The 22,385-nt window shown below is 72.4% G+C and carries 21 protein-coding genes; 6 read left to right on the forward strand and 15 right to left on the reverse strand.

Annotated features, from left to right (window positions below; all coding sequences use genetic code 11):
- Window positions 1–145: 145 nt before the first annotated feature.
- Genes IO36_RS14525 through IO36_RS14535 form a run of 3 tightly spaced genes read right to left on the reverse strand, consistent with a single transcriptional unit; the run spans window position 146 to window position 2,032 of the window.
- Window positions 146–910: a DUF3710 domain-containing protein gene (locus tag IO36_RS14525; RefSeq protein WP_037620039.1), complete on the reverse strand. Its 765-nt coding sequence runs from the start codon at window positions 908–910 to the stop codon at window positions 146–148.
- A 1-nt stretch (window position 911) separates the two neighbouring features.
- The gene (gene dut / locus IO36_RS14530; RefSeq protein WP_107065712.1) at window positions 912–1,403 is read right to left on the reverse strand and encodes a dUTP diphosphatase; all 492 of its coding nucleotides are present in this window, start codon (window positions 1,401–1,403) and stop codon (window positions 912–914) included.
- A gap of 44 nt (window positions 1,404–1,447) precedes the next feature.
- Entirely contained in the window at window positions 1,448–2,032 is a 585-nt protein-coding gene (locus IO36_RS14535; RefSeq protein ID WP_037620041.1) for a PaaI family thioesterase, read from the reverse strand.
- Window positions 2,033–2,090: 58 nt separating this feature from the next.
- Here IO36_RS14535 and IO36_RS14540 point away from each other — a divergent pair, with 58 nt between their 5' ends.
- Window positions 2,091–2,570 carry a DUF3093 domain-containing protein gene (locus IO36_RS14540; RefSeq protein WP_037620042.1) on the forward strand — a complete coding sequence of 160 codons (480 nt, stop codon included), beginning with the start codon at window positions 2,091–2,093 and terminating at the stop codon, window positions 2,568–2,570.
- Between the two features lie 289 nt (window positions 2,571–2,859).
- Here the strand turns inward: IO36_RS14540 and IO36_RS14545 are convergent, their stop codons facing one another.
- From IO36_RS14545 to IO36_RS14560, 4 genes are all read right to left on the reverse strand, one after another.
- A complete protein-coding gene (locus IO36_RS14545) occupies window positions 2,860–3,801 on the reverse strand; it encodes a hypothetical protein (protein ID WP_167347399.1) in 942 nt (313 codons plus the stop codon).
- A 13-nt stretch (window positions 3,802–3,814) separates the two neighbouring features.
- Window positions 3,815–4,111 carry a DUF4193 domain-containing protein gene (locus tag IO36_RS14550; protein ID WP_003997302.1) on the reverse strand — a complete coding sequence of 99 codons (297 nt, stop codon included), beginning with the start codon at window positions 4,109–4,111 and terminating at the stop codon, window positions 3,815–3,817.
- Between the two features lie 395 nt (window positions 4,112–4,506).
- Window positions 4,507–5,739: a sensor histidine kinase gene (locus tag IO36_RS14555; RefSeq protein WP_037620044.1), complete on the reverse strand. Its 1,233-nt coding sequence runs from the start codon at window positions 5,737–5,739 to the stop codon at window positions 4,507–4,509.
- Between the two features lie 6 nt (window positions 5,740–5,745).
- On the reverse strand, window positions 5,746–6,399 hold the full coding sequence (locus IO36_RS14560; protein WP_037620045.1) for a response regulator transcription factor: 654 nt from the start codon (window positions 6,397–6,399) through the stop codon (window positions 5,746–5,748).
- Window positions 6,400–6,813: 414 nt separating this feature from the next.
- Between IO36_RS14560 and IO36_RS47400 the strand changes: the two genes are divergently transcribed.
- On the forward strand, window positions 6,814–6,987 hold the full coding sequence (locus IO36_RS47400; protein WP_167347400.1) for a hypothetical protein: 174 nt from the start codon (window positions 6,814–6,816) through the stop codon (window positions 6,985–6,987).
- Between the two features lie 111 nt (window positions 6,988–7,098).
- On the opposite strand, the gene IO36_RS14565 is transcribed toward IO36_RS47400, so the two are convergent.
- Window positions 7,099–7,914 (reverse strand): inositol monophosphatase family protein, encoded by an 816-nt coding sequence (locus IO36_RS14565; protein ID WP_037620047.1) that lies wholly within the window; start codon window positions 7,912–7,914, stop codon window positions 7,099–7,101.
- Window positions 7,915–7,922: 8 nt separating this feature from the next.
- Complete coding sequence (locus IO36_RS14570) at window positions 7,923–9,050, reverse strand: ferrochelatase (protein ID WP_037620048.1); 1,128 nt, start codon at window positions 9,048–9,050, stop codon at window positions 7,923–7,925.
- 313 nt (window positions 9,051–9,363) lie between these two features.
- On the opposite strand from IO36_RS14570, the gene IO36_RS14575 reads away from it, so the two are divergent.
- Both IO36_RS14575 and IO36_RS14580 read left to right on the forward strand, forming a co-directional pair.
- Complete coding sequence (locus tag IO36_RS14575) at window positions 9,364–10,602, forward strand: MFS transporter (protein ID WP_037620050.1); 1,239 nt, start codon at window positions 9,364–9,366, stop codon at window positions 10,600–10,602.
- A complete protein-coding gene (locus IO36_RS14580; RefSeq protein WP_037620051.1) occupies window positions 10,562–11,881 on the forward strand; it encodes a D-arabinono-1,4-lactone oxidase in 1,320 nt (439 codons plus the stop codon). The genes IO36_RS14575 and IO36_RS14580 overlap by 41 nt, the downstream gene beginning before the upstream one ends.
- On the opposite strand, the gene IO36_RS44430 is transcribed toward IO36_RS14580, so the two are convergent.
- Complete coding sequence (locus IO36_RS44430) at window positions 11,805–12,590, reverse strand: hypothetical protein (RefSeq protein WP_078943190.1); 786 nt, start codon at window positions 12,588–12,590, stop codon at window positions 11,805–11,807. The genes IO36_RS14580 and IO36_RS44430 overlap by 77 nt on opposite strands.
- A gap of 440 nt (window positions 12,591–13,030) precedes the next feature.
- Between IO36_RS44430 and sepH the strand changes: the two genes are divergently transcribed.
- The gene (sepH, locus tag IO36_RS14590; protein ID WP_078943191.1) at window positions 13,031–14,119 is read left to right on the forward strand and encodes a septation protein SepH; all 1,089 of its coding nucleotides are present in this window, start codon (window positions 13,031–13,033) and stop codon (window positions 14,117–14,119) included.
- A 400-nt stretch (window positions 14,120–14,519) separates the two neighbouring features.
- On the opposite strand, the gene IO36_RS14595 is transcribed toward sepH, so the two are convergent.
- The gene (locus IO36_RS14595) at window positions 14,520–15,347 is read right to left on the reverse strand and encodes a sulfurtransferase (protein WP_037620057.1); all 828 of its coding nucleotides are present in this window, start codon (window positions 15,345–15,347) and stop codon (window positions 14,520–14,522) included.
- A gap of 321 nt (window positions 15,348–15,668) precedes the next feature.
- Here IO36_RS14595 and IO36_RS14600 point away from each other — a divergent pair, with 321 nt between their 5' ends.
- The gene (locus tag IO36_RS14600; protein ID WP_037620380.1) at window positions 15,669–16,472 is read left to right on the forward strand and encodes a VOC family protein; all 804 of its coding nucleotides are present in this window, start codon (window positions 15,669–15,671) and stop codon (window positions 16,470–16,472) included.
- A 92-nt stretch (window positions 16,473–16,564) separates the two neighbouring features.
- Here the strand turns inward: IO36_RS14600 and IO36_RS14605 are convergent, their stop codons facing one another.
- The 4 genes from IO36_RS14605 to IO36_RS14620 form a co-directional block, all read right to left on the reverse strand.
- On the reverse strand, window positions 16,565–17,212 hold the full coding sequence (locus IO36_RS14605) for a thymidine kinase (RefSeq protein WP_037620058.1): 648 nt from the start codon (window positions 17,210–17,212) through the stop codon (window positions 16,565–16,567).
- A 46-nt stretch (window positions 17,213–17,258) separates the two neighbouring features.
- Entirely contained in the window at window positions 17,259–18,446 is a 1,188-nt protein-coding gene (locus IO36_RS14610; RefSeq protein ID WP_037620059.1) for an alkaline phosphatase family protein, read from the reverse strand.
- A complete protein-coding gene (locus IO36_RS14615; RefSeq protein ID WP_037620060.1) occupies window positions 18,446–19,033 on the reverse strand; it encodes a DUF5998 family protein in 588 nt (195 codons plus the stop codon). Before IO36_RS14615 ends, IO36_RS14610 begins: the two co-directional genes overlap by 1 nt.
- A 376-nt stretch (window positions 19,034–19,409) precedes the next feature.
- On the reverse strand, window positions 19,410–22,238 hold the full coding sequence (locus IO36_RS14620) for a bifunctional acetate--CoA ligase family protein/GNAT family N-acetyltransferase (protein WP_037620061.1): 2,829 nt from the start codon (window positions 22,236–22,238) through the stop codon (window positions 19,410–19,412).
- Window positions 22,239–22,385 lie beyond the last annotated feature (147 nt).

Consider the following 22,385-nt stretch of genomic DNA (forward strand, 5'->3'; position numbering starts at 1 on the left):
AAACAGGCGGGGGTGCGTGTCCGGACCCCGCGCGGGGCGGGCCGCGCGAACCGCACGCAGGGGCCTGCCCGCGCACGCGAAAGGGCCGCACCCCCGTGAGGATGCGGCCCTTTCGTGGTCCGTCTCTTCGTGTCCCGCCGTCCGGCTAGCGGACCTCGGTGATCTCCGGTCCGCGCTGGAGCTGTCCCATGCCGCCGGAGAAGCGGGAACCGGCCTGGTCCTCCTGCTGGACGCCCTCGGGGACCATCTGCGCGTCGTTCGGCAGCTTCAGGACGATCGGGTCGCGCGGGGCCATGGGGCCCTCCCCGCGGACGACGACCGTGTCCCGGAAGATCTGCTCCAGCAGACCCGCGGCCTGCGGCTGCACCGCGCCCTGCCCGGAGATCACTCCGCGCAGGAACCAGCGGGGACCGTCCACGCCGACGAACCGCACGACCTGGAAGCCACCCGTGCCGTCCGGCAGCTGCACCGGCACCTGCGCCCGCAGCTCCCAGCCCAGCGGGCCCTCGACCTCGTCGATGACCCCGCCCTGCTGTGTGATCCCGGAGGCGATCTCCTCGCGCACCTCGCCCCAGATGCCCTCGCGCTTGGGGGCGGCGAAGGCCTGGAGCTGTACGGCGCTGTCGTTGACGACGACGGTGGCCGCGACGATCGCGTCGCCCGCGACCTCGACCCGCAGCTCCATGCCGTCGACTCCGGGCACGAACAGACCGCCGAGGTCCACCCGGCCCTCGGCGGGGTCGCGCACCTCCGCGCTGTCCCAGGGCCCGTCGGGGCGCGGCTCGGGCTCGAGCCTCACGCGCTCACGCTCCGCGTTCTCGTCCGCCTCAGTGTCGACGCTGTCGACGACCTGCTCGGCCTCGCCCGCCGCGTCCTCGGCGGCACTGCCCTTCTTGCGACGTCCGAACACGTCACTGTCCTTCCCGGTCGGATACGACCGAAGCGTATCGATTCCCACCCGTTGTGCTGTCCACGGCGGCATGACCGCCGGTGGACCCGAAGCCCCCTGCGGCCCGCGCCGAGCCGGGAAGTTCCGCGACCTCCTGGAAGCGGACCCTCTCGACCTGCTGGACGACCAGCTGGGCAATCCGGTCGAAGCGCTCGAACCGCACCGACTCGTGCGGATCGAGATTCACCACGATCACCTTGATCTCCCCACGGTACCCGGCATCAACCGTCCCCGGGGCATTCACGAGGGCCACACCGCAGCGGGCGGCCAGGCCGGAGCGGGGGTGCACGAAGGCCGCGTACCCCTCGGGCAGCGCGATGGCCACGCCCGTCGGCAGCACGGCCCGTTCACCGGGCTTCAGCTCACGGCTCTCGGTGGTGCGCAGATCGGCTCCCGCGTCACCGGGGTGCGCGTACTCGGGAAGCGGTACGTGCGGATCGACGCGGGTGATCATCACGGGGAGTTCCGGACGGGGCACGCCGGCCCCGGGGCTGTGGCTCACGGGTTCACCTCGAAGGCACGGGCTCGCCGGATCTGGTCCGGGTCGCTCATCGCCGCGCGGATCTCCTCCGGGCGGCCGTTGTCGATGAAGTGGTCGACCTTCACCTCGACGAACAGGGCGTCCGCGCGGACGGCGACGGGGCCGTCGGGGCCGCCGATCCGTCCGGTGGCGGTGCAGTAGATCTTCCGGCCGGCCACCGCGGTGACCTCGGCCTCCAGATACAGCACCGTGTCGACGGGCACGGGGCGGACGAAGTCGGTCTCCAGGCGTCCGGTCACGGCGATCGTCCGCAGCAGCCAGTTCAGCGAGCCGAGCGTCTCGTCGAGCGCGGTGGCGAGCACGCCGCCGTGCGCGAGTCCCGGGGCGCCCTGGTGGACGGGGCGCACGGTGAACTCCGCCGTGATCGTGACGCCCTCGCCCGCGCGGGCCTCCAGGTGGAGTCCGTGGGGCTGCGCGCCGCCGCACCCGAAACAGTGTTCGTAGTGTGCTCCGAGGAGCTCTCCGGGGGCGGGCGCGTCGGGGTGCCGCACCGGCGCGACGGCGTCGGCGGGAGGCGTCAGAGCTGCGGAAGTACCACTCACAGGCGCAGACCTTACCCGCGCGTCCACCAAGTCTTCGCACCGTGCCAAGCTTGGCGTCATGCAGCTCTCCGCCTCCCCGTACGAAGAACGCCTCACCGCGCCCCGGTCGTGGTGGCTGATCAGCTTCCTGGTCGGGCTCGCCCTGGCCCTGGTCTTCCTGCCGTTCGGCACCCTGCCGATGCTCGGGGCGCTCGTCGGCGGCACCGCGTTCGCGGCGGTCGCGGCCAGTGCGTACGGCTCGATCCGCATCCGCGTGGTCGGTGACGCGCTGGTGGCCGGGGACGCCCGGATCCCGGTCTCGGCCCTCGGCGACGCGGAGGTCATGGACGCGGAGGAGGCGCGCGCCTGGCGCACCCACAAGGCCGACACCCGCGCCTTCATGCTCCTGCGCTCGTACATCCCCACGGCGCTGCGCGTCCAGGTCACGGACCCCGAGGACCCGACGCCCTATCTGTACCTGTCCACGCGCGAGCCGGAGCGCCTGGCCGCGGCCCTGGAGACGGCACGAGAGTCGTCACGGGCCGCCGAGGGCGCCTGAGCACGGTGTTCGACTGACCCTGCAACGGGGCCGAGCATGACGCCCGGCCTGGCCGGCGAGGGCGGCTGACCCCTGGGATCGGCCGGTGCTGCGAGGGCGCCTGAGCACGGCGTTCGGCCGACTCATCGAGGACGGCTGAGCACGACGCCCGGCAGGCCCCGCGAGGGCGGCCGAGCGCGGCGACGGCCCGACGCTGTGAGGGCGGGCTCCACCCGGGGATCGGCCGGCCCGACGAGGGTGGCCGAGGGTTCCGCCGGTGCCTCCGGGTGCGGAGGCACCGTGAGCGGTCTCAGCGTCCCGGGTCCGTGCGGCCGGGGCCCGTGTCCCCGAGGTCGGTCGGGATCTCCCCGATCCGGACCGGATCCACCGGCTTCTCCAGCGGCGGCAGCTGCGGGAGCGCGTCCCAGGGCACCTGCATCCTGCGCAGGTCCTTGCGGATGTGGCCCGCCACGCGCTTGGTGTCACGGCGGTTCATCACCGCGCCCACGGTCGCCCCGATCATGAAGGGCATCAGGTTGGGCAGGTCCCGGACCGTCCGCTTCATGATCTGCTGGCGCAGCTCGCGCTTCATCTGGCCGCCCAGCGCGGCGTTGATCGTCATGGGTTTGGCCACGTCGATGCCGCGCTCGCCCGACCAGGAGTGCAGATAGGCCGTGCTGCGCTCCTTGAGGGTCCCCGGCGGGCGAAGGCCGTAGACCTCGTGGAGTTCGGCGATGAGCTTGAGCTCGATCGCGGCGACGGCGGTGATCTCGGCGGCCAGCTCGGTGGGCATGGCGGGCGGCACCGGCAGCATCGCGGCGGCGCCGATCCCGGCGCCGACGGTGGAGGTCGCGGCGGCGGCGCCCGCGACGAGCTTGTCGGCGATCTCCTCCGGGCCGAGGCCCGGGAATTGTCTGCGCAGGGCGGCGAGGTCGCGTACGGGAATGCGCGGGGCGATGTCGATGATGCGGTCGGTGACAAACGCCAGGCCCGCCCTGGCCCGGACGCCACTCCTCGTGACGCCCCTCTTGAGGCCGTCCCGGACAGCCTCCACGCGACGCCTCGCGACGGGCGAGGAAGTGTCCGTGGGGGCCGTCAGGCCGTCTGTGGCGCCCGTTCGGTCGAGCGAGGCTGATCCCTGTCCGGAAGAGCCCCGCTCGTCGTCACGCACGCCGTCAGGGCCCTTGGCGGGCCCTTCGTCCGCCGCCCTGGACGGGAGGCGGCGCTTCCAGGGTGGGGTCGAGCCTGTCACGGCCGACCCTGCCTCAGTCGCAGTCGCGGCAGATCGGCTGACCGTTCTTCTCGCGGGCCAGCTGGCTGCGGTGGTGCACCAGGAAGCAGCTCATGCAGGTGAACTCGTCCTGCTGCTTGGGCAGTACCCGGACGGCCAGCTCCTCGTTCGAGAGGTCCGCACCGGGCAGCTCCAGGCCTTCGGCGGCCTCGAACTCATCAACGTCGACGGACGAGGTCGACTTGTCGTTCCGGCGAGCCTTCAGTTCCTCAAGGCTGTCCGAGTCGACGTCGTCGTCTGTCTTGCGCGGGGTGTCGTAATCCGTTGCCATTGTCGCTCTCCCCCTCTGGGTGGTCTGCGGTGTCTCCAGCGCACGTAACGCGTGAGAGGCCGGACTTGTGCCCGACCCGAGGCGGAGATTTTGCCTCACATCAAGGTCTGTTACTCAATCGACACCCAACCGGACTCGGTGAGAGTGATCGGCTTGGATGGCGATGCGGACCGTACACGGTCCCGAGGCCGCACTTCAAAGGCGCCCCACCGTGTACTTCCCGTGATCAGGACCCCCGAAAACCCGGCATTTCCCGGCTTTCCGGCAGGTCACATGATCACGGAGAGTAGACGGACAGAAAATCGTTCTTGTGATCGATCACACACGGGTCACTCGGGTGGGTGACCCGAGAATTCCGCGCAAAGCGAACATCGCCGCGTGTCCGCGCCATGGTCTCAGATGGGAAGGGTGACGCGCATCACGAGGCCACCCCCTTCTCGGGGCTGGGCGACGATGTGACCCCCGTGCGCCCGGGCGACCGAACGGACGATCGACAGGCCGAGGCCGACACCCTTGTCACTGCCCGTACGCTCCGTGCGCAGCCGCCGGAAGGGCTCGAACAGATTGTCCACCTCGTACGCGGGAACGACCGGTCCCGTGTTCGACACTTCCAGGACCGCCCGGCCGTGCTCCGTGTCCGTGGTGACCTCGACCCAGCCGTCCTGCGGCACGTTGTACCGGACGGCGTTCTGGACGAGGTTCAGGGCGATCCGCTCCAGGAGGACGCCGTTGCCCTGGACGACCACCGGGGCGCGCCGCCCGCGGATCTCCACGCCCTTGGCCTCGGCCTCGGCGTGCACCTGGTCGACGGCCTGCGAGGCGACCTCGGCGAGGTCCACCGGCTTGCGCTCGATGATCTGGTTGTCGCTGCGGGCGAGCAGCAGCAGGCCCTCGACGAGCTGCTCACTGCGCTCGTTGGTGGCGAGCAGCGTCTTGCCGAGCTGCTGCATCTCCGTGGGCACCCCGGGTCCCGAGAGGTGCACCTCGAGCAGCGTGCGGTTGATCGCCAGGGGCGTGCGCAGTTCGTGCGAGGCGTTCCCGACGAACCGCTGCTGCGCGGTGAAGGCCCGCTGCAGCCGCTCCAGCATGTCGTCGAAGGTGTCCGCGAGCTCCTTCAGCTCGTCGTCCGGGCCGTCGAGCTCGATCCGCCGGGACAGGTCGGAGCCGGCCACGGCCCGCGCGGTGCGGGTGATGTGGCCGAGCGGCGACAGGACGCGGCCCGCCATCGCGTAGCCGAACGCGAAGGCGATGACCGCGAGGCCGAGCAGGGCCAGCAGCGAGCGGCTCAGCAGGTCGTCGAGGGCGTGCTGGCGCTGCTGGTTCACGCAGTCGGCCATCGCGCGGTTGAGCTGGTCCGCGGTGGGGGCCGAGGGCAGGTTGCAGGTGCTGCTGCCGACCTGGCCGGAAATGATCTTGAAGGGGAGTTCGCTGCCGACGTTCAGGGCCTGCGCCGCGAGCAGGTAGATGATCGACAGCAGCATGATGCCGGCGATCAGGAACATGCCGCCGTACAGCAGCGTGAGACGTATGCGAATGGTGGGACGCAGCCACGGAAAGGGCGGCTCGGCCCTTCTGGGTTCCCACGTCGGCTTCGGAGGCGCCGCGGGCGGCGCGGGGGTGGCGGCCACGATGGATCAGATCCTGTACCCGGAGCCGGGCACGGTGACGATCACGGCGGGCTCGCCGAGCTTGCGTCGCAGCGTCATGACCGTCACGCGCACGACGTTGGTGAACGGGTCCGTGTTCTCGTCCCAGGCCTTCTCCAGGAGCTGCTCCGCGGAGACCACCGCTCCCTCGCTGCGCAGCAGGACCTCCAGGACGGCGAACTCCTTGGGCGCGAGCTGGACCTCCTTGCCCTCGCGGAAGACCTCGCGGCGGTTGGGGTCGAGCTTGATCCCGGCACGCTCCAGGACCGGCGGCAGCGGCACGCTCGTACGGCGGCCGAGGGCACGCACGCGTGCGGTCAGCTCGCTGAACGCGAAGGGCTTGGGGAGGTAGTCGTCGGCGCCGATCTCCAGGCCCTCGACCCGGTCGCTGACGTCGCCGGACGCGGTGAGCATCAGCACGCGGGTGGGCATGCCGAGCTCGACGATCTTCCGGCAGACGTCGTCGCCGTGCACGAGCGGGAGGTCGCGGTCCAGGACGACCACGTCGTAGTCGTTGACCCCGATGCGCTCCAGCGCGGCCGCGCCGTCGTACACGACGTCGACGGCCATGGCCTCCCGGCGCAGTCCGGTGGCCACCGCATCGGCGAGCAGCTGCTCGTCCTCGACGACGAGTACGCGCACGTCGCTTGTCCTTCCTCTGTCCACCGGCGGGCACGCTTCGGCGCACCACGCGGGCAGGTCCGTCACGGATGAGAGCTCCATCCTGCCCGTTTCGGCCATAAACCGGCTGTAAGACGGGGGAGGCGCCAGGGAAGCGCGTCCGCGGGACCGGGAATGCGAGATTTTCTTGTCGGGTTGAGGTTTCCACGGAAGAGAGCGGGGGGAGGACGGCTTTACACCCCGCGATCACGCTCTGCATGTGGCAAGCCACAGTGTGGTACGTCCAACGCTCCCCGCAGAGCGGGCGTGGGTGTCCGGCACCGTCGCCGCCCAGACCGGGCAGCGTCTGGGCACCCCATTCGGAGACGTGATCGCCCCTTCCATCGGCACACCCCCGTGCCACCCGACCCACGACCCAGGACGAGGGGGCGCAGCATGGACGCATTCACGACAGGACTTCTGCAGCGCATAAGGGCGACCGAGACCGATCTGACCCGGGCTCGCGAGACAGGCGACGACTTCCTCGCGGAGGTCGAGCAGGCCGAGCTGGACGACCTGCACCGCCTTGCCGCGGAGCACGGTGTGGAGGTCGGCGCCGCGCGCGTCTGATCAGCACGTACGAGAGCGGGGCCCCGGTATCGATCCAGTACCGGGGCCCCGCTCCGTTTCATCTCCGCCGGCCTCGGGCCACGGCGGTGCCGTCAGTCGTGCCAGGTGCCGTCAGTCGTGCCAGGCCCCGAAGTCCTCCAGGAGCCGCTGGAGGGGCTCGAAGACGCCCGGGGAGGCGGCCACCGCGAGATCGCCCGTGGGGCGTTCTCCGGGGCGTCCACCGGTCAGCGCGCCCGCCTCCCGGGCGATCAGGTCCCCGGCGGCGAGGTCCCAGGCGTGCAGACCCCGCTCGTAGTAGCCGTCGAGGCGCCCGGCCGCGACGTCGCACAGGTCGACCGCCGCCGAGCCGGAGCGACGGATGTCGCGCACCAGCGGGATCAGCCGCTGAGCCACGTCGGCCTGGTGGGTCTTGACCTTGGTCACGTAGTTGAAGCCGGTGGAGACCAGGGCCTGGTCGAGCGGCGGCGAGGGGCGGCAGGCCAGCCGGCGCTCGCCGACCCAGCCGCCGGAGGCCCAGGCGCCCCGGCCGCGGACCGCGTGGCAGGTCTCACCGCGCAGGGGGATGGCCACGACGCCGACGACGGTCTCGCCGTCCTGCTGGGCCGCGATGGACACCGCCCAGGTCGGCAGCCCGTACAGGTAGTTGACGGTGCCGTCGAGGGGGTCCACGACCCAGCGGATGCCGCTGGTGCCCTCGCTGGAGGCGCCCTCCTCGCCGAGGAAGCCGTCGTCCGGGCGGTGCTCGGCGATCAGCGAGGTGATCAGCTTCTCGGCGGCGATGTCCATCTCGGTGACGACGTCGATCGGGCTGGACTTGGTGGCGGCGACCGCGAGGTCGGCCGGGCGGCCGTCGCGCAGCAGCTCGCCCGCGCGGCGGGCGGCCTCGTGCGCGAGCTGGAGGAGTTCGGTGTGCAGGGGCTCGATCACGTGGTTCCTCACGCGTAGGGGCTGTCGGCGCCCGCGGCGGCGGGCTTGGGGGTGCGGGCCGGGCAGCAGCCGACCGGGCACAGGTCGTGCGAGGGGCCCAGCGCCCCGAGGGCGCACCGGGCCGGCTGCCGTCCGCCCTCGGCCGCGGCCCGCTCCAGGACCAGGTCGCGGACCGCCGCGGCGAACCGGGGGTCGGCGCCGACGGTGGCGGAACGGCGTACCGGGAGCCCCAGCTCCGCCGCCTTCGCGCGGGCCTCGGTGTCCAGGTCGTACAGGACCTCCATGTGGTCCGAGACGAACCCGATCGGCACCATCACCGCCGCCGGGACGCCCGCACCGTGCAGCTCCTCCAGGTGGTCGCAGATGTCCGGCTCCAGCCAGGGGATGTGCGGGGCCCCGGAGCGCGACTGGTAGACGAGCCGCCACGGGTGCTCGATGCCGGTCTGCTCGCCCACCGCCTCCGCGATCAGCCGGGCCACGTCCAGATGCTGGCGGACGTACGCGCCGCCGTCGCCGTGTCCCTCGGCGGGGCCGGAGGTGTCGGCCGCGGCGACCGGGATCGAATGGGTGGTGAACACCAGATGCGCGCCGGCCCGGACGTCCTCGGGCAGCTCGGCCAGGGACGCGAGGACGCCCTCGGTCATCGGCTCCACGAACCCGGGGTGGTTGAAGTAGTGCCGCAGCTTGTCGACCCTCGGCGGCTCCAGCCCCTCGTCCTCCAGGGTGGCCAGGGCGCCCGCGAGGTCCTCGCGGTACTGCCGGCAGCCCGAGTACGAGGCGTACGCGCTGGTGGCCAGCACCGCGATCCTGCGCCGCCCGTCGGCGGCCATCTCGCGCAGGGTGTCGGTGAGGTACGGCGCCCAGTTGCGGTTGCCCCAGTAGACCGGCAGGTCCAGGCCGTGCTCGGCGAAGTCCTTGCGCAGCGCGTCGAGCAGCGCCCGGTTCTGGTCGTTGATGGGGCTGATCCCGTCGAACAGGAAGTAGTGCTGTCCGACCTCCTTGAGCCGTTCCTTGGGGATGCCTCTGCCCCGGGTCACGTTCTCCAGGAACGGGACCACGTCGTCCGGGCCCTCGGGCCCGCCGAACGAGAGCAGGAGCAGGGCGTCGTAGGGGGTGGCATCGAGCGCTTCTGGCATGGGTCCGATCCTGCCACCCGTCGCAGACGGGCGAGAACCGGCGGGGTGGCGGGCGGGCGGCCGTGGCGGGGCGTGCGCGCCCGGCGTGCGCCCCGCCACGACCGGCACGGGTGCCGGATCTGCGCCCCGGACGGGACCCGGACCGCACCCGAGCCGCACCAGGGCGGCACCCGGCGGCGGGACGGCCCACAGGGGGCTGTATTAGGGTTACCTAACCAGTAAGCTGTATAGGCCAGCTACACGCCTTACCGCTGTTCGGGCCGTCCGCCGTGCCGGGGAGGGTCCCGGCCGAGCCGAGCCGACGGAGACCCGCGTGCCCAGCCCCTACCGCGCCCTGTTCGCAGCCCCCGGCTCCAGGAGCTTCTCCGCCGCCGGCCTGCTCGGCCGCATGCCGCTGTCCATGATGGGCATCGGCGTGGTCACGATGATCTCCCAGCTGACCGGGCGCTACGGCCTCGCCGGAGCCCTGTCGGCCACCATGGCGCTGGCGGCCGCGGTCATGGGGCCGCAGGTCTCGCGACTGGTGGACCGGCACGGCCAGCGGCGGGTGCTGCGCCCGGTGACCCTCGTCGCGCTCGCGGCGGCCGGCGGGCTGCTGGTCGCCGCGCACTTCGGGTGGCCGGACTGGGTGCTGTTCGCCTGCGCGGCCGGCATCGGCTGCGTCCCGAGCATCGGCGCGATGATCCGGGCGCGCTGGGCGGCCCTCTACGGAGGCACCCCCCAACTGCACACCGCGTACTCCCTGGAGTCCGTGGTGGACGAGATCTGCTTCATCTTCGGGCCGATCATCTCCATCGGCCTGTCCACGGTCTGGTTCCCGGAGGCCGGACCGCTGCTCGCCGCCTGCTTCCTGGCGGCCGGGGTCTTCTGGCTGACCTCCCAGCGCGCCACCGAGCCCCCGCCCCACCCGCGCGGAGAGCACAGCGGCGGCTCGGCGCTCCGCTCGGCCGGACTCCAGGTCCTCGTGGCCACGTTCGTGGCCACCGGGACGATCTTCGGAGCCGTCGACGTGGTCACCGTCGCCTTCGCCGAGGAACAGGGCCACAAGGGCGCCGCGAGCATCGTCCTGGCCCTCTACGCGGCGGGCTCGTGCCTCGCGGGGGCCGTCTTCGGACTCCTGCATTTCAAGGGGGCCGCGGAAGGCAGGTGGCTGCTGGGCATATGCGCGATGGCCGTGAGTATGATCCCCCTCCTACTGGTCGGAAACTTGCCGTTCCTGGCCGTGGCGCTGTTCGTTGCGGGCCTGTCCATCGCTCCCACGATGATCACGACGATGTCCCTGATCGAGCAGCACGTACCTCGCGCGAAACTGACCGAAGGCATGACCTGGGTGAGTACAGGGCTCGCCGTCGGGGTCGCGCTCGGATCCTCCGTGGCCGGCTGGGTGATCGACTCCGCCGGGGCGAAGGCCGGGTACGGGGTTCCGGCGGTGTCCGGAGCCGTCGCGGTCGCGGTCGGTTTCCTCGGGTACCGCCGGCTCAGCAGGCCGGTTCTGCAGCGGGGAGGGTCTCATGAGCACCGCAGTGAGCGAGAAGAGCGGCACGTGGCGTAACTGGGCGGGCAACGTCACCGCCCTTCCCGTACGGGAGGTCACCCCTGCCTCGGTCGACGAGCTCTCCGCCGCGGTACGCAAGGCGGCGGAGGACGGCCTGACGGTGAAGGCCGTCGGCACCGGACACTCCTTCACGGCCGCCGCCGCGACCGACGGCGTATTGATCCGGCCTCAACTGTTGACGGGCATCCGCAAGATCGACCGTTCGGCCATGACGGTCACGGTCGAGGCGGGCACCCCGCTCAAGCGGCTCAACATGGCCCTCGCGCGCGAGGGGCTGTCGCTCACGAACATGGGCGACATCATGGAGCAGACGGTCTCGGGAGCGACCAGCACCGGAACCCACGGCACCGGGCGCGACTCCGCCTCGATCGCCGCGCAGATCACGGGGCTCGAACTGGTGACGGCGGACGGGTCGGTGCTGACCTGCTCCCGGAGCGAGAACCCGGAGATCTTCGCGGCGGCCCGCATAGGCATCGGCGCCCTGGGGATCGTCACCGCGATCACCTTCGCCGTGGAGCCGATCTTCCTGCTCACGGCCCGCGAGGAGCCGATGAGCTTCGACAAGGTCATGACCGACTTCGAGGAGCTCCACACCGAGAACGAGCACTTCGAGTTCTACTGGTTCCCGCACACCGGGAACTGCAACACCAAGCGCAACAACCGCAGTGCGGGCCCCGAGAACCCCGTCGGCCCCATCCGCGGCTGGATCGAGGACGAGTTCCTCTCCAACGGCGCCTTCCAGGTGGCCAACATGCTCGGCCGGGCCGTGCCCGCGGCCATCCCCTCGATCGCCGGGTTCTCCAGCCGCGCGCTGTCCGCGCGAACCTACACCGACATCCCGTACAAGGTCTTCACCTCGCCGCGCCGCGTGCGGTTCGTGGAGATGGAGTACGCGGTCCCGCGCGAGGCCCTGGTCGAGACGCTGCGCGAGCTGAAGGCGATGGTCGACGCCTCCACCCTGCGGGTCAGCTTCCCCGTGGAGGTGCGGACGGCACCCGCCGACGACATCACCCTCTCCACCGCCTCGGGGCGGGAGAGCGCGTACATCGCCGTGCACATGTTCCGCGGCACTCCCTATCAGGCGTACTTCACGGCCGCCGAGCGGATCTTCACCGCGCACGAGGGCCGGCCGCACTGGGGCAAGGTGCACACCCGCGACGCGGAGTACTTCGCCGAGGCCTATCCGCGCTTCGGCGAGTTCACGGCGCTGAGGGACCGGCTCGATCCGGACCGGCGCTTTGCGAACGACTACTTGCGGAGGGTTCTGGGGTCGTAGCCGTCGCGCTGGGGTCGGGAGCCGGGGTGCCGTTCCCGGCCTCCGGCTCCGAGGTCGCGCCGGTCCCGGGGGTCGGCTCCGCGGACGTACCGTCGCCGCCGCTCCCGGTGTCACCCGATCCGGTACGACTCGTGGAGGGTGCCGGCGTCTTCCGGGAGGCCGGCGGCTCGGTGGGCGAGGACCCGGTCGTCGGTGTCGTACCGGAGTCGCGGTTCCCCGAGCCCGCGGAGTGCCCCTTGAGCGCGTCGCCGACCGTCGTGCCCGTGCCGCCGCCGCTGAAGCTCTGCCCCGACACCGTTTCGTAGGTGGTGATTCCGGCCATCGTGACGCCGAACACCAGGGCGGTCGCGACCAGCGGCCTCTTCCAGCTCCTGACCCGGGCGCGGTAGACGGTCCCCTCGGTGAACTCCCCCGGGGCGGCCGCTACCTGTCGGGCCCTCGGTTTCGGGGGTGCCTTCGCGTCACGGAGCTGTTCCCCGGTGCGCCGGAAGAAGTGCTGGAAGACCGTTCCTCCGCAGGTGGCGACCACACTCACCAGCCCGGCGCCCAGGATCGTCCCGTAGACACCGAAGTAGGACGCCAGTTTCGCCGCCACCACCGCGGCGACCGCGCTCCCCGCCACCTGGGGGACGCTCAGGTCCAGCCGCCTCTTCCTCGGTTCCCCGTCGGCCCCCGGCTGTTCGCCGCCGACATCCGGCTTCTCACGCATTCCCGGACCTTGCCTGCCTTTCCCGTACTTGATCGACCGATCGCACGAGAAAGGGACGTACGGGCGAAACGATAAGTTCCGTTTCTGCCGATTACGTGAAGTGCGCCACGTCTCCGGGCCGCCGCGAGGGCGCCGGGATCGGCCAACTAGCACCCCCCTCTAGAAGTTGGGCGGCGTGCCGATCCACGCAAGTGGCCCGAATGGAGTACTGTTGCGAGCCCTGGGTCCGGACTCCCGCCAGGGTGTCCGGGGCCTTGCAGGACCACCGGGAGGGGGCTCGTTGCACAGGGTGATGGAGTTCGTCACTTAGCGTTGCAAAACAGGTAACCGTGCCATAACGGCGACCCCGGGCCCGCGCCCGACACGCCGGGCAACTCGGCAAGGTTGTGGCAGGCTGCACCCGGGCAGGCCACACTCGACTAGCGGAAGCAGCGACGCACGTGACGTCGGCAGGCACCACCCGGGAGGTCCCCATGCCCGAACTGCGTGTCGTGGCCGTCTCTAACGACGGCACACGGCTGGTGCTGAAGGCTGCGGACAGTACGGAATACACGCTTCCGATCGACGAGCGGCTGCGCGCCGCCGTACGCGGCGACCGTCCCCGCCTCGGCCAGATCGAGATCGAGGTGGAGAGCCATCTCCGCCCCCGCGACATCCAGGCGCGGATACGCGCCGGCGCGTCCGCGGAGGAAGTCGCCCAGCTCGCCGGCATTCCTGTCGATCGCGTACGCCGTTTCGAGGGACCCGTGCTGGCCGAGCGCGCCTTCATGGCCGAGCGTGCCCGGAAGACTCCTGTCCGCCGCCCCGGAGAGAACGCCGGACCCCAGCTCGGTGAGGCCGTCCAGGAACGGCTGCTGATCCGGGGTGCCGAGAAGGACACCGTCCAGTGGGACTCCTGGCGCCGCGACGACGGCACCTGGGAGGTCATGCTCGCCTACCGCGTCGCGGGCGAACCGCACGCGGCGAGCTGGACCTACGACCCGCCCCGGCGGCTCGTCCAGGCCGTCGACGACGAGGCGCGCTCGCTGATCGGCGAGTCCGACGACCTCGCGGCGCCCGAGCCGAGCTTCCCGTTCGTGCCGCGGATCGCCCGGCTGCCCCGCGACCGCCCGCTGGACCGCGCCCTGGACCGGCAGACGGAACGGCCGAGCCTGCCGCCCGCCTCCTCCCCGGAACCGGCCGACGAGGCCGAGGACCGGGACTCGCTGACCAGCCTCCTGGAGGCGGTGCCCAGCTTCCGCGGCGACATGGTCGTGCCCGAACGGCCCGCCCCCGCCGAGCGCCCCGCCGCCGAGGAGCCCGTCACCGAGTCCGAGGAGGAGGAGCCGCCGGCTCCCGCCGCCTCGGCGGGTGCCGGATCCGCGTACGCGGACGTGCTCATGCCCCGGTCGGTGGGCAGCCACCGCGACCGGCTGGTCGGCGCGACCGACCGGCAGGCCGAGGCCGACGGCGTCCGCCCGGGCCGCCGGGCGGCGGTGCCGAGCTGGGACGAGATCGTCTTCGGCACCCGGCGCAAGAAGCAGGAGTAGTCGCATCGCGTCGAGGGGCCCGCACCGGACCGGTGCGGGCCCCTCGACGCGCGCGCGGCAAATCCCGTCCGTGTGCGGGTGTGTTGGTGTCTCCGACGCGCACGTGTGACGGGACCCCCGGCGTGCGGGCGGGCGGAATCCTCGACGTGCGGGCGGGGCTGGACCCCCGACGTACGGGCCCGGCGGGATCCCCAACGCGCGTGTGACGGGACCCCCAACGTGCGGGCGTGGCAGGACCCCCGACATGCGGGCCTGGAGGGATCTCCAACGCGCTTGTGACGGGACCCCCAACGTGCGGGCGTGGCAGGACCCCCGGCGTGCGGGCATGACGGGACCCCCGACATGCGGGCGTGGCATGACGGAACGCGGGACCGGGCGGCGGTGCCCGGTCCCGCGGGTGTCACTGCGGGTCGGGGCCCACCGCCACGGGCCGGTTCCCGTCCTGGGACCACTCCGACCACGAACCCACGTACAGCGCCGCCGGAATGCCGGCGACGGCCAGGGCCAGCACCTCATGGGCGCCCGAGACCCCGGAACCGCAGTAGACGCCGACCTCGGTGGCCGGGGCCGCGCCGAGGGACGCGAAGCGGTCGGCCAGTTCGGCCGCCGGCAGGAACCGCCCGTCCTCCGTGACGTTGTCGGCGGTGGGCGCGGAGACGGCACCCGGGATGTGGCCGCCCACCGGGTCGATCGGCTCGACCTCGCCCCGGTACCGCTCCCCCGCGCGGGCGTCCAGCAGCAGCCCGCTGCGGGCGAGCGCGGCCGCGCCGTCCGCGTCGAGCGAGGGACGGGAACCCCGGGCCGGCTTGAACGATCCGGGCTCCGGCGCCGGGATCTGCGAGGACACCGGTCCGCTCCAGGCGGCGAAGCCTCCGTCAAGCACACGTACCGACGGGTGACCCGAATAGCCCAGCAGCCACCAGGCGCGCGCGGCGGCCCAGCCCTGCCCGCCGTCGTACACGACGACATCGCGGTCCTCGGACACGCCCGCGGCCCGCATCGCCGCGCCGAAGATCTCGGGGTCGGGGAGCGGATGGCGGCCCGCCGCACCGGCCGGACCAGCGAGTTCGGAATCCAGGTCGACGAAGACGGCACCGGGGATGTGCGCCTTCTCGTACTCGGGACGCAGGTTGGGGCCGCCCAGCTGCCAGCGGACGTCGAGGAGGACGGGCGGGTTCGGCCCGGCCAGGTCACCGGCGAGTTCGGGTGCCGTGATGATGGCGTTCATGACTCCATCCTTGCGCACGGGGTGGCCGCGTCGACCATGTCGGGCTACTCTGCTCCGCCAGGTCCGGTCACCAGGCGTATGGGATCGGGCACATGCTGTACAACCGATGGCCACCACAGGGCGATCGCTCCGCGACGGCCGGCGGACGGCGGATCATGCGTTGTCCGTCCGTGCGCCGCCTCGCCGAGGGGGCGTGGTCCGCCCGTTCGGTACGACCGGTGGTGCGAACATCGGCACGGGGCGCGCACGCACGCGACTGAGTACGCGTGTTCGCAAGCGGAAGGTGACCGGCCACCGCGAGGGGCCGAGAAGAGAGTGACGATGACCGAGGCACGGGAATCGGCCGGCCCGAACGGCACCACGCACGCTCGGCACGCGCCCGGGACACCCTGCTGGGTGAGCCTGATGGTGCATGACACGGCCGCTACCCAGGACTTCTACGGAGCTCTGTTCGGCTGGGAGTTCCAGCCCGGACCGGCCCGGCTCGGCCCCTACGCGCGGGCGTTCCTCGACGGCCGGGAGGTGGCCGGGATCGGCCAGTTGCCGCCGGACCGGAATCTGCCGATCGCCTGGACGCCCTACTTCGCCGCCACGGACGCGGACCACACCGCGGAGACGGTACGGCTCAGCGGCGGGACCGTGGGGGTGGGCCCGCTGGACGCGGCCGACGCCGGCCGGCTGGCCATCGCCTCCGACCCGTCGGGCGCCGTCTTCGGGATCTGGCAGGCGGCGGCCCACCTCGGCACGGAGATCACCGGTGTGCCCGGCACCCCGGCGTGGAACGAGCTCGTGACCCGCGACACCGAGAGCGTCGTCAAGTTCTACAAGGGAGTCTTCGGCTACGAACTGGAGCCGACCGTGTCGGCCGACTTCGACTACGTGACCCTGCACATCGAAGGGCGGCCGGTGGCCGGCGTCCACGGTGTCGGGAACGCGCTGCCGCGCGACCGGGGCCCGCACTGGCTGACGTACTTCGAGACCGCCGAGGTCGACGAGGCCGCCCGCCTCGTCGCGCGGCTGGGCGGGCGCCTCCTGCGGGCGGCCCACGACTCGCCGCACGGCCGGGTGGCGACGGTGGCGGACCCGGAGGGGGCGGTCTTCTCCCTGATCCACGCCGTGAGTTGACCGGGGGTGCCCGGGCCCGGGCTCACCGTGTCCCGGGCTGATCGTGTCCCGGGCTCCTGGGCTCAATGTTCAGGGGCGCTCGGGAGCGGGCCTCAGACGGGGGCGATCGGCAGGACGTCCGGGGACAGGACTCCCGCGCGGGCCGTGGCCGCCGTCATACGGCGCCGGTGATGCCGGCGGCACAGGACCTCGTAGCCGATGCTCTCGTGCTGGTTGACGTCGCCGACGACGACCTGGGCGCCCTCGACGACCATCTCGCCGCCCACGGTGCGGGCGTTGTGGGTGGCGCGGGCGCCGCACCAGCACAGGGCCTCGACCTGGAGCACCTCGACGCGGTCGGCGAGTTCCACCAGGCGCTGCGAACCGGGGAAGAGCTTGGACCGGAAGTCGGTGGTGATCCCGAAGGCGAAGACGTCGACGTCCAGGTCGTCCACCACGCGGGCCAGTTGGTCGATCTGCGCGGGCGCCAGGAACTGCGCCTCGTCCGCGATCACGTAGTCCGCCCGGCCGCCCTGCGAGAGGTGGTCCACGAGGTAGGCGTACAGGTCCTGGTCGTCGGCCACTTCGACCGCGTCGGTGACCAGGCCGAGGCGCGAGGAGAGCTTGCCCTCGCCGGCCCGGTCGTCACGCGTGAAGATCATTCCCTGCAGACCCCGTGCCGAGCGGTTGTGCTCGATCTGGAGAGCCAGCGTGGACTTCCCGCAGTCCATGGTTCCGGAGAAGAACACCAGCTCGGGCATGGGGAGTTGAGCACCTTTCGGCAACAGGGAAGGAAGGGGTCGGGCGTCAGGAGCGTACTTGGAGGAGGGGCACCAGTTGCTCGGCCGGGGTCATCGAACCGTGGTTGCCGACCATCAGCGACTCCTTCGGCTCCCGCTCCGAGGCGGTGATCAGGACGTCGTCCCGGGCGGCGGCGATGACGTCGCCCAGCCGGCCGTAGACACGCTCGTCGACCCGGGGGCCGAACCAGCCGGCCTCGATCGCCTCGTCGCGGGAGGCGACCCAGAACTGCTCGCCCAGGACCTCGCGCCAGCAGGTCAGCACGTCCGCCTCGGCGCCCGGGACCGCGTACACGTGGCGGGCACGGCCCTCGCCGCCCAGCAGGGCGACCCCGGCGCGCAGCTCCCAGTCCTCGTCGAAGTCGATGCGGTGCTGTTCGCCGAACGGGATGTCGATCATGCCGTGGTCGGCGGTGACGTACAGGGCCGTGCGCGGCGGGAGCTGCTCCGCGAGGCGCTGCACCAGCCTGTCGACGTACATGAGCTGGCCGCGCCAGGGGTCGGAGTCGACGCCGAAGCGGTGACCCTTGCCGTCCACCTCCGCGTAGTACGTGTAGACCAGGGAGCGGTCGCCGCGGGCCAGTTGATCGGCGGCCAGGTCCATGCGCTCCTCGCCGGAGAGCCGGCCGTGGAACGTGCCGCCGCTCAGCGCGATCTTCGTGAGCGGTGTGTTCTGGAAGGTCGGCGAGGAGACCTGGGCGGTGTGCACCCCGTCCGCGTCGGCCAGCTGGAAGACCGTCGGGTACGGCTGCCAGGCGCGCGGCTCGGTCCACGGATTCCAGCGGAGCTGGTTCATCAGCTCGCCGGTGGCGGGGTTGCGCGCGGTGTAGCCGGGCAGGCCGTGGGCGCCCGGAGGCAGGCCGGTGCCCACGGAGGCCAGCGAGGTCGCCGTGGTGGCCGGGTAGCCGGCGGTGATCGGGCGTCCGGTGCCACCGCGCGAGGACGCGAGGAGGGACGTCATGAAGGGCGCCTCGTCCGGGTGCGCCCTGAGCTGCTCCCAGCCGAGACCGTCGATCAGGAACACGCAGTTCCGGTCGGCCGGGGTCAGCTCCGGTATGGCGGCGGCCGCTCCGGGCACGGACATGCCGGCGGCGAGCGTGGGCAGCAGGTCGGCCAGCGAACCGGCGCCGTACTCGGGGACGGGAGCGGAGCCGACGGCGAGCGGTTCCGGGTGGTCCCAGGTGGGCAGGGCCATCAGCGGGCGACGTCCGCGGTCGCCTCGGAGAGGGACTGTGCGAAGGCGAGGGCCTGGCGGACGGTCTCCGGGCCGTCCCCCGCCTCGCTGACCCGCAGGCTCAGGTCGTCGGCCGTCGAGTTGCCGGTGTAGCCGTGGTCCGCCTCGCAGTTGGGGTCGCCGCAGGCGGCGGGCTCCAGGTCGATGCGGGAGACGGCGCCCCAGCCGATGGTCAGGACCACTTCACGGGGCAGGGTGCCGGGGGTGTACGACTCGGGGTTCGCGACGACGCGACTGAGGACGACCGAGGAGATCCGGCCGAGCTTGACCGATTCCGTCGAGGTCGTGGCGTAGGGCGTCGGGGAGGTGGTGTCCGCGTTCTGTTCGTCGGTGTGGCTCACGATGAAGCGGTTGCCGGTGAGGACCAGCACGGTGACGTGCCGCCGCACCTCGTTCGCGTCGAACGTCGTCTCCTGGTGGACCAGGTACGACCGGATGGTCTCGCCGCCGATCGCGGCCTCCACCGCCTCGGCCACGAGGGCCGGGTAGTAGCCGCTGCGCTCGATCGCCGCTCGCAGCCCCTGGGTCGTCGTACTGGTCTTGGCCATGACGTCCATCCTACGGGGGCCCACTGACTGCGAGGCACCGCTCGCGTGGGTCTGTCGTGGACTGATCAGATCGCATCGCGCACGGTCGACCGGTGCGACGGGGACACGCGGGGCACGGCACGGGCGCCGCGGACGGGACGGGGTGGTCACGGTCACAGGGGCTTTCCCCGCGCTTGGCTCCGACGGTCCGTCCGTAAGGCCGGCACGGCGCCGGACGACCCAGGACCGGACGATCGGGACCGGACGACCCGGGTTCGGGCACCACGACGCCCGGACGACCCAGGACCGGCGGCAGAGATGCCCCCTGACGTCCGGGCCCGGCCGCGGAGACGGCTCGGGCGATCCGGGACCCGGCGGCGGAGCCGGCCCGGACGGCTCAGACGACGGGCAGGGTCCGGGGGCCGAGGTCGTCCCGGAGCGGGGCGCGGGCCAGCCGCACCGTGGCGCCCAGGACGCTGACGCCGACCGGGGCGACCACCACGGGCTCCAGGGAGACCGCGACGACCTCGGGGTGGTCGTCGACCAGCCGGGAGACCCGCAGCATCAGCTCCTCGAGGGCCGCGGTGTCGACCGGTGCGGAGCCCCGCCAGCCGAACAGGAGCGGTGCCGTCCTGATCGAACGGACCAGGGAGGCAGCGTCCCGGTCGGTGACCGGGACCAACCGGTGCGCGGTGTCCCCGAGCAGTTCGGAGGCGGCTCCGGAGAGCCCGAAGGAGAGCACCGCCCCGGCCGCCGGGTCGATCACCGCGCGGACGACGGTGTCGACACCGCGCGGGGCCATCCCCTGGACGACCGGGCGCAGCACCGTCGGCGGTCCGAACTGCTCGACCAGCTCCGCGTAGGCGCGGCGCAGCTGCTCCTCGTCCGTGACGTCCAGGCGCACGCCGCCCAGGTCGGCGCGGTGGCGCAGATGGGGGGCGGTGGTCTTGAGGGCGACGGGATAGCCGATGGCCCGCGCCGCCGCGGCCGCCTCGTCGGGGGTGGGTGCGGGCAGGGCGTGGTGCACGTCGATGCCGTACCGCCCGAGCAGGGCCGCCGTCTGCTCGCCGCCCAGGGTCAGACCCTCCCCGCGCGCGAGGAGCTCGTCGATCAGCCGGGCCGCTCCCTTCTCGTCGATGTCCTCGTACTCGGGCACCTTGCCGGGCTCGCCGGCCTCCAGGCGCCACTGGGCGTACTTGACGGCTTCGGCGAGGGCGCGGACGGCTCGTTCGGCGGCGGGGTAGGCGGGGATGAGCCGGGTGTCCGGGGCGGGTTCGGCGCGTCCGGCGGCGGGGGCGGTGTCCGAGGGGTGGAAGCGGGCGCCGGGCGCCGCGCCGGGCGCGGTCGCGGAGGGCTGCGGGGCGGTGCTCGCGGCGGCGGACAGCGCCTCGGCGAGGCCGCCCAGTTCGACGTGGACGACGAGTACGGGCTTGGCCGGGGCCTCCAGGGCGGAGGAGCGGAGCGCCTCGGCGAGCGCCGCGTCGGCGGCCGAGGTCTCCCCCACGGCGGGGATGGCCGTCACCACGACGGCGTCACAGCCGTCGTCGGCGAGCGCCTGCGACAGGGCCTGGTGGAAGTCCTCCGCCGAGGCCGCCGTGGTCAGGTCGCGGGGCGGCAGCGGCCGCAGTCCTTCGGCCAGGCACGCGTCGTACGTGAGCAGTCCCAGCGACTCGGAGTTCCCGAGGATCGCCACGCGGGGTCCCCGGGGAAGCGGCTGGCGGGCCAGCAGCAGGCCCGCGTCGACGAGTTCGGTGATCGTGTCCACCCGGATCACCCCGGCCTGGCGCAGCAGGGCGGAGACGGTGGCGTGCGGCAGCCGGGTGGCGCGTACGGCGTGTCCCTGGGGGGCGGCCCCGCCGTGCCGCGCTCCCTGGACGACGACCAGCGGCTTGGCGGCCGCGGTCCGCCGGGCGAGGCGGGTGAACTTGCGCGGGTTGCCGATCGATTCCAGGTACATGAGGGCGACGTCGGTGTCCGGGTCGTCGTACCAGTACTGGAGGACGTCGTTGCCGGAGACGTCCGCGCGGTTCCCGGAGGAGACGAAGGTCGACACGCCGGTCACGCCCGTGACGCCGCCGCCGCGGCGGTGCAGCCGGGACAGCAGGGCGATGCCGATGGCACCGGACTGCGCGAACAGGCCGATGCGCCCGGGGCGGGGCATCTGGGGGGCGAGGGAGGCGTTCAGCCGGACGCCGGGCGCCGTGTTGATGACACCGAAGGCGTTGGGCCCGATGATGCGCATCCCGTACGTGCGCGCGTGCCGTACGAGTTCGCGCTGGCGTTCGCGTCCTTCGGGGCCGCTCTCCGCGTAGCCCGCGGAGACCACGACCAGGCCCTGGACCCCGTGTTCGCCGCATTCCGTCACGACCTCGGGGACGCGTTCGGCGGGCACGGCCACGACGGCGAGGTCGACGGGTTCGGCGATGTCCCTGATGGAGCGGTGGGCCGGGACGCCGTCGAGTTCCTTCTCCTCGAAGGCGCTGTTCACTGCGTACAGGCGTCCGGTGAACCCGGCGTCGCGGAGGTTGTCCAGGACGCTGCGGCCGACGCCGCCGGGTGTGCGTCCGGCGCCGATGACGGCGACCGACCCGGGGGCGAGCAGCCGGTGCACGGAGCGGGCCTCGGCGCGCTGCTCCCGCGCGCGCTGGACGGCGACGGACCGGTCGGTGGGTTCGAGGTCGAACTCCAGGCGGACGACGCCGTCCTCGAAGCTGCGCTTCTGGGTGTAGCCGGCGTCAGTGAACACCTTGATCATCTTGTTGTTGGCGGGCAGCACCTCGGCGGCGAAGCGGCGGATGTCGCGCTCGCGGGCCACCGCGGCGATGTGCTCGAGGAGCGCGGAGGCGACGCCCCGGCCCTGGTGGGCGTCCTGTACGAGAAAGGCGACCTCGGCCTCGTCGGCGGGCCCGGAGGCGGGCATGCCGTCCGCGTCGATCCGGTCGTACCGCACGGTGGCGATAAACTCTCCACCGACCGTGGCCGCGAGGCCCACCCTGTCCACAAAGTCGTGGTGGGTGAAGCGGTGGACGTCCTTGGCGGACAGTCGCGGGTAGGGCGCGAAGAAGCGGTAGTACTTCGACTCGTCCGACACCTGTTCGTAGAAGCTGACCAGGCGCTCCGCGTCGTCGGCCGTGATGGGCCGGATGCGTGCGGTGCCGCCGTCGCGCAGCACCACGTCGGCCTCCCAGTGAGCCGGGTACGCGTGGCCGTCCGACGAGGTCTGCATGCGCCCCAGACTACGGCTCGCGTACGACAACGGCGCGAGGCAGTCTGAGGACGACGGGCGTCGGAGCCGGGCTCCGACCGACACCGCGGCGGGCGGACCACCGGGACCGTCCGGGCACCCCTCGCAATATGGAACACTGGTCTAGAC

This window comes from Streptomyces aureus (genome assembly GCF_000725495.1).
GTDB lineage: Bacteria > Actinomycetota > Actinomycetes > Streptomycetales > Streptomycetaceae > Streptomyces > Streptomyces aureus_B.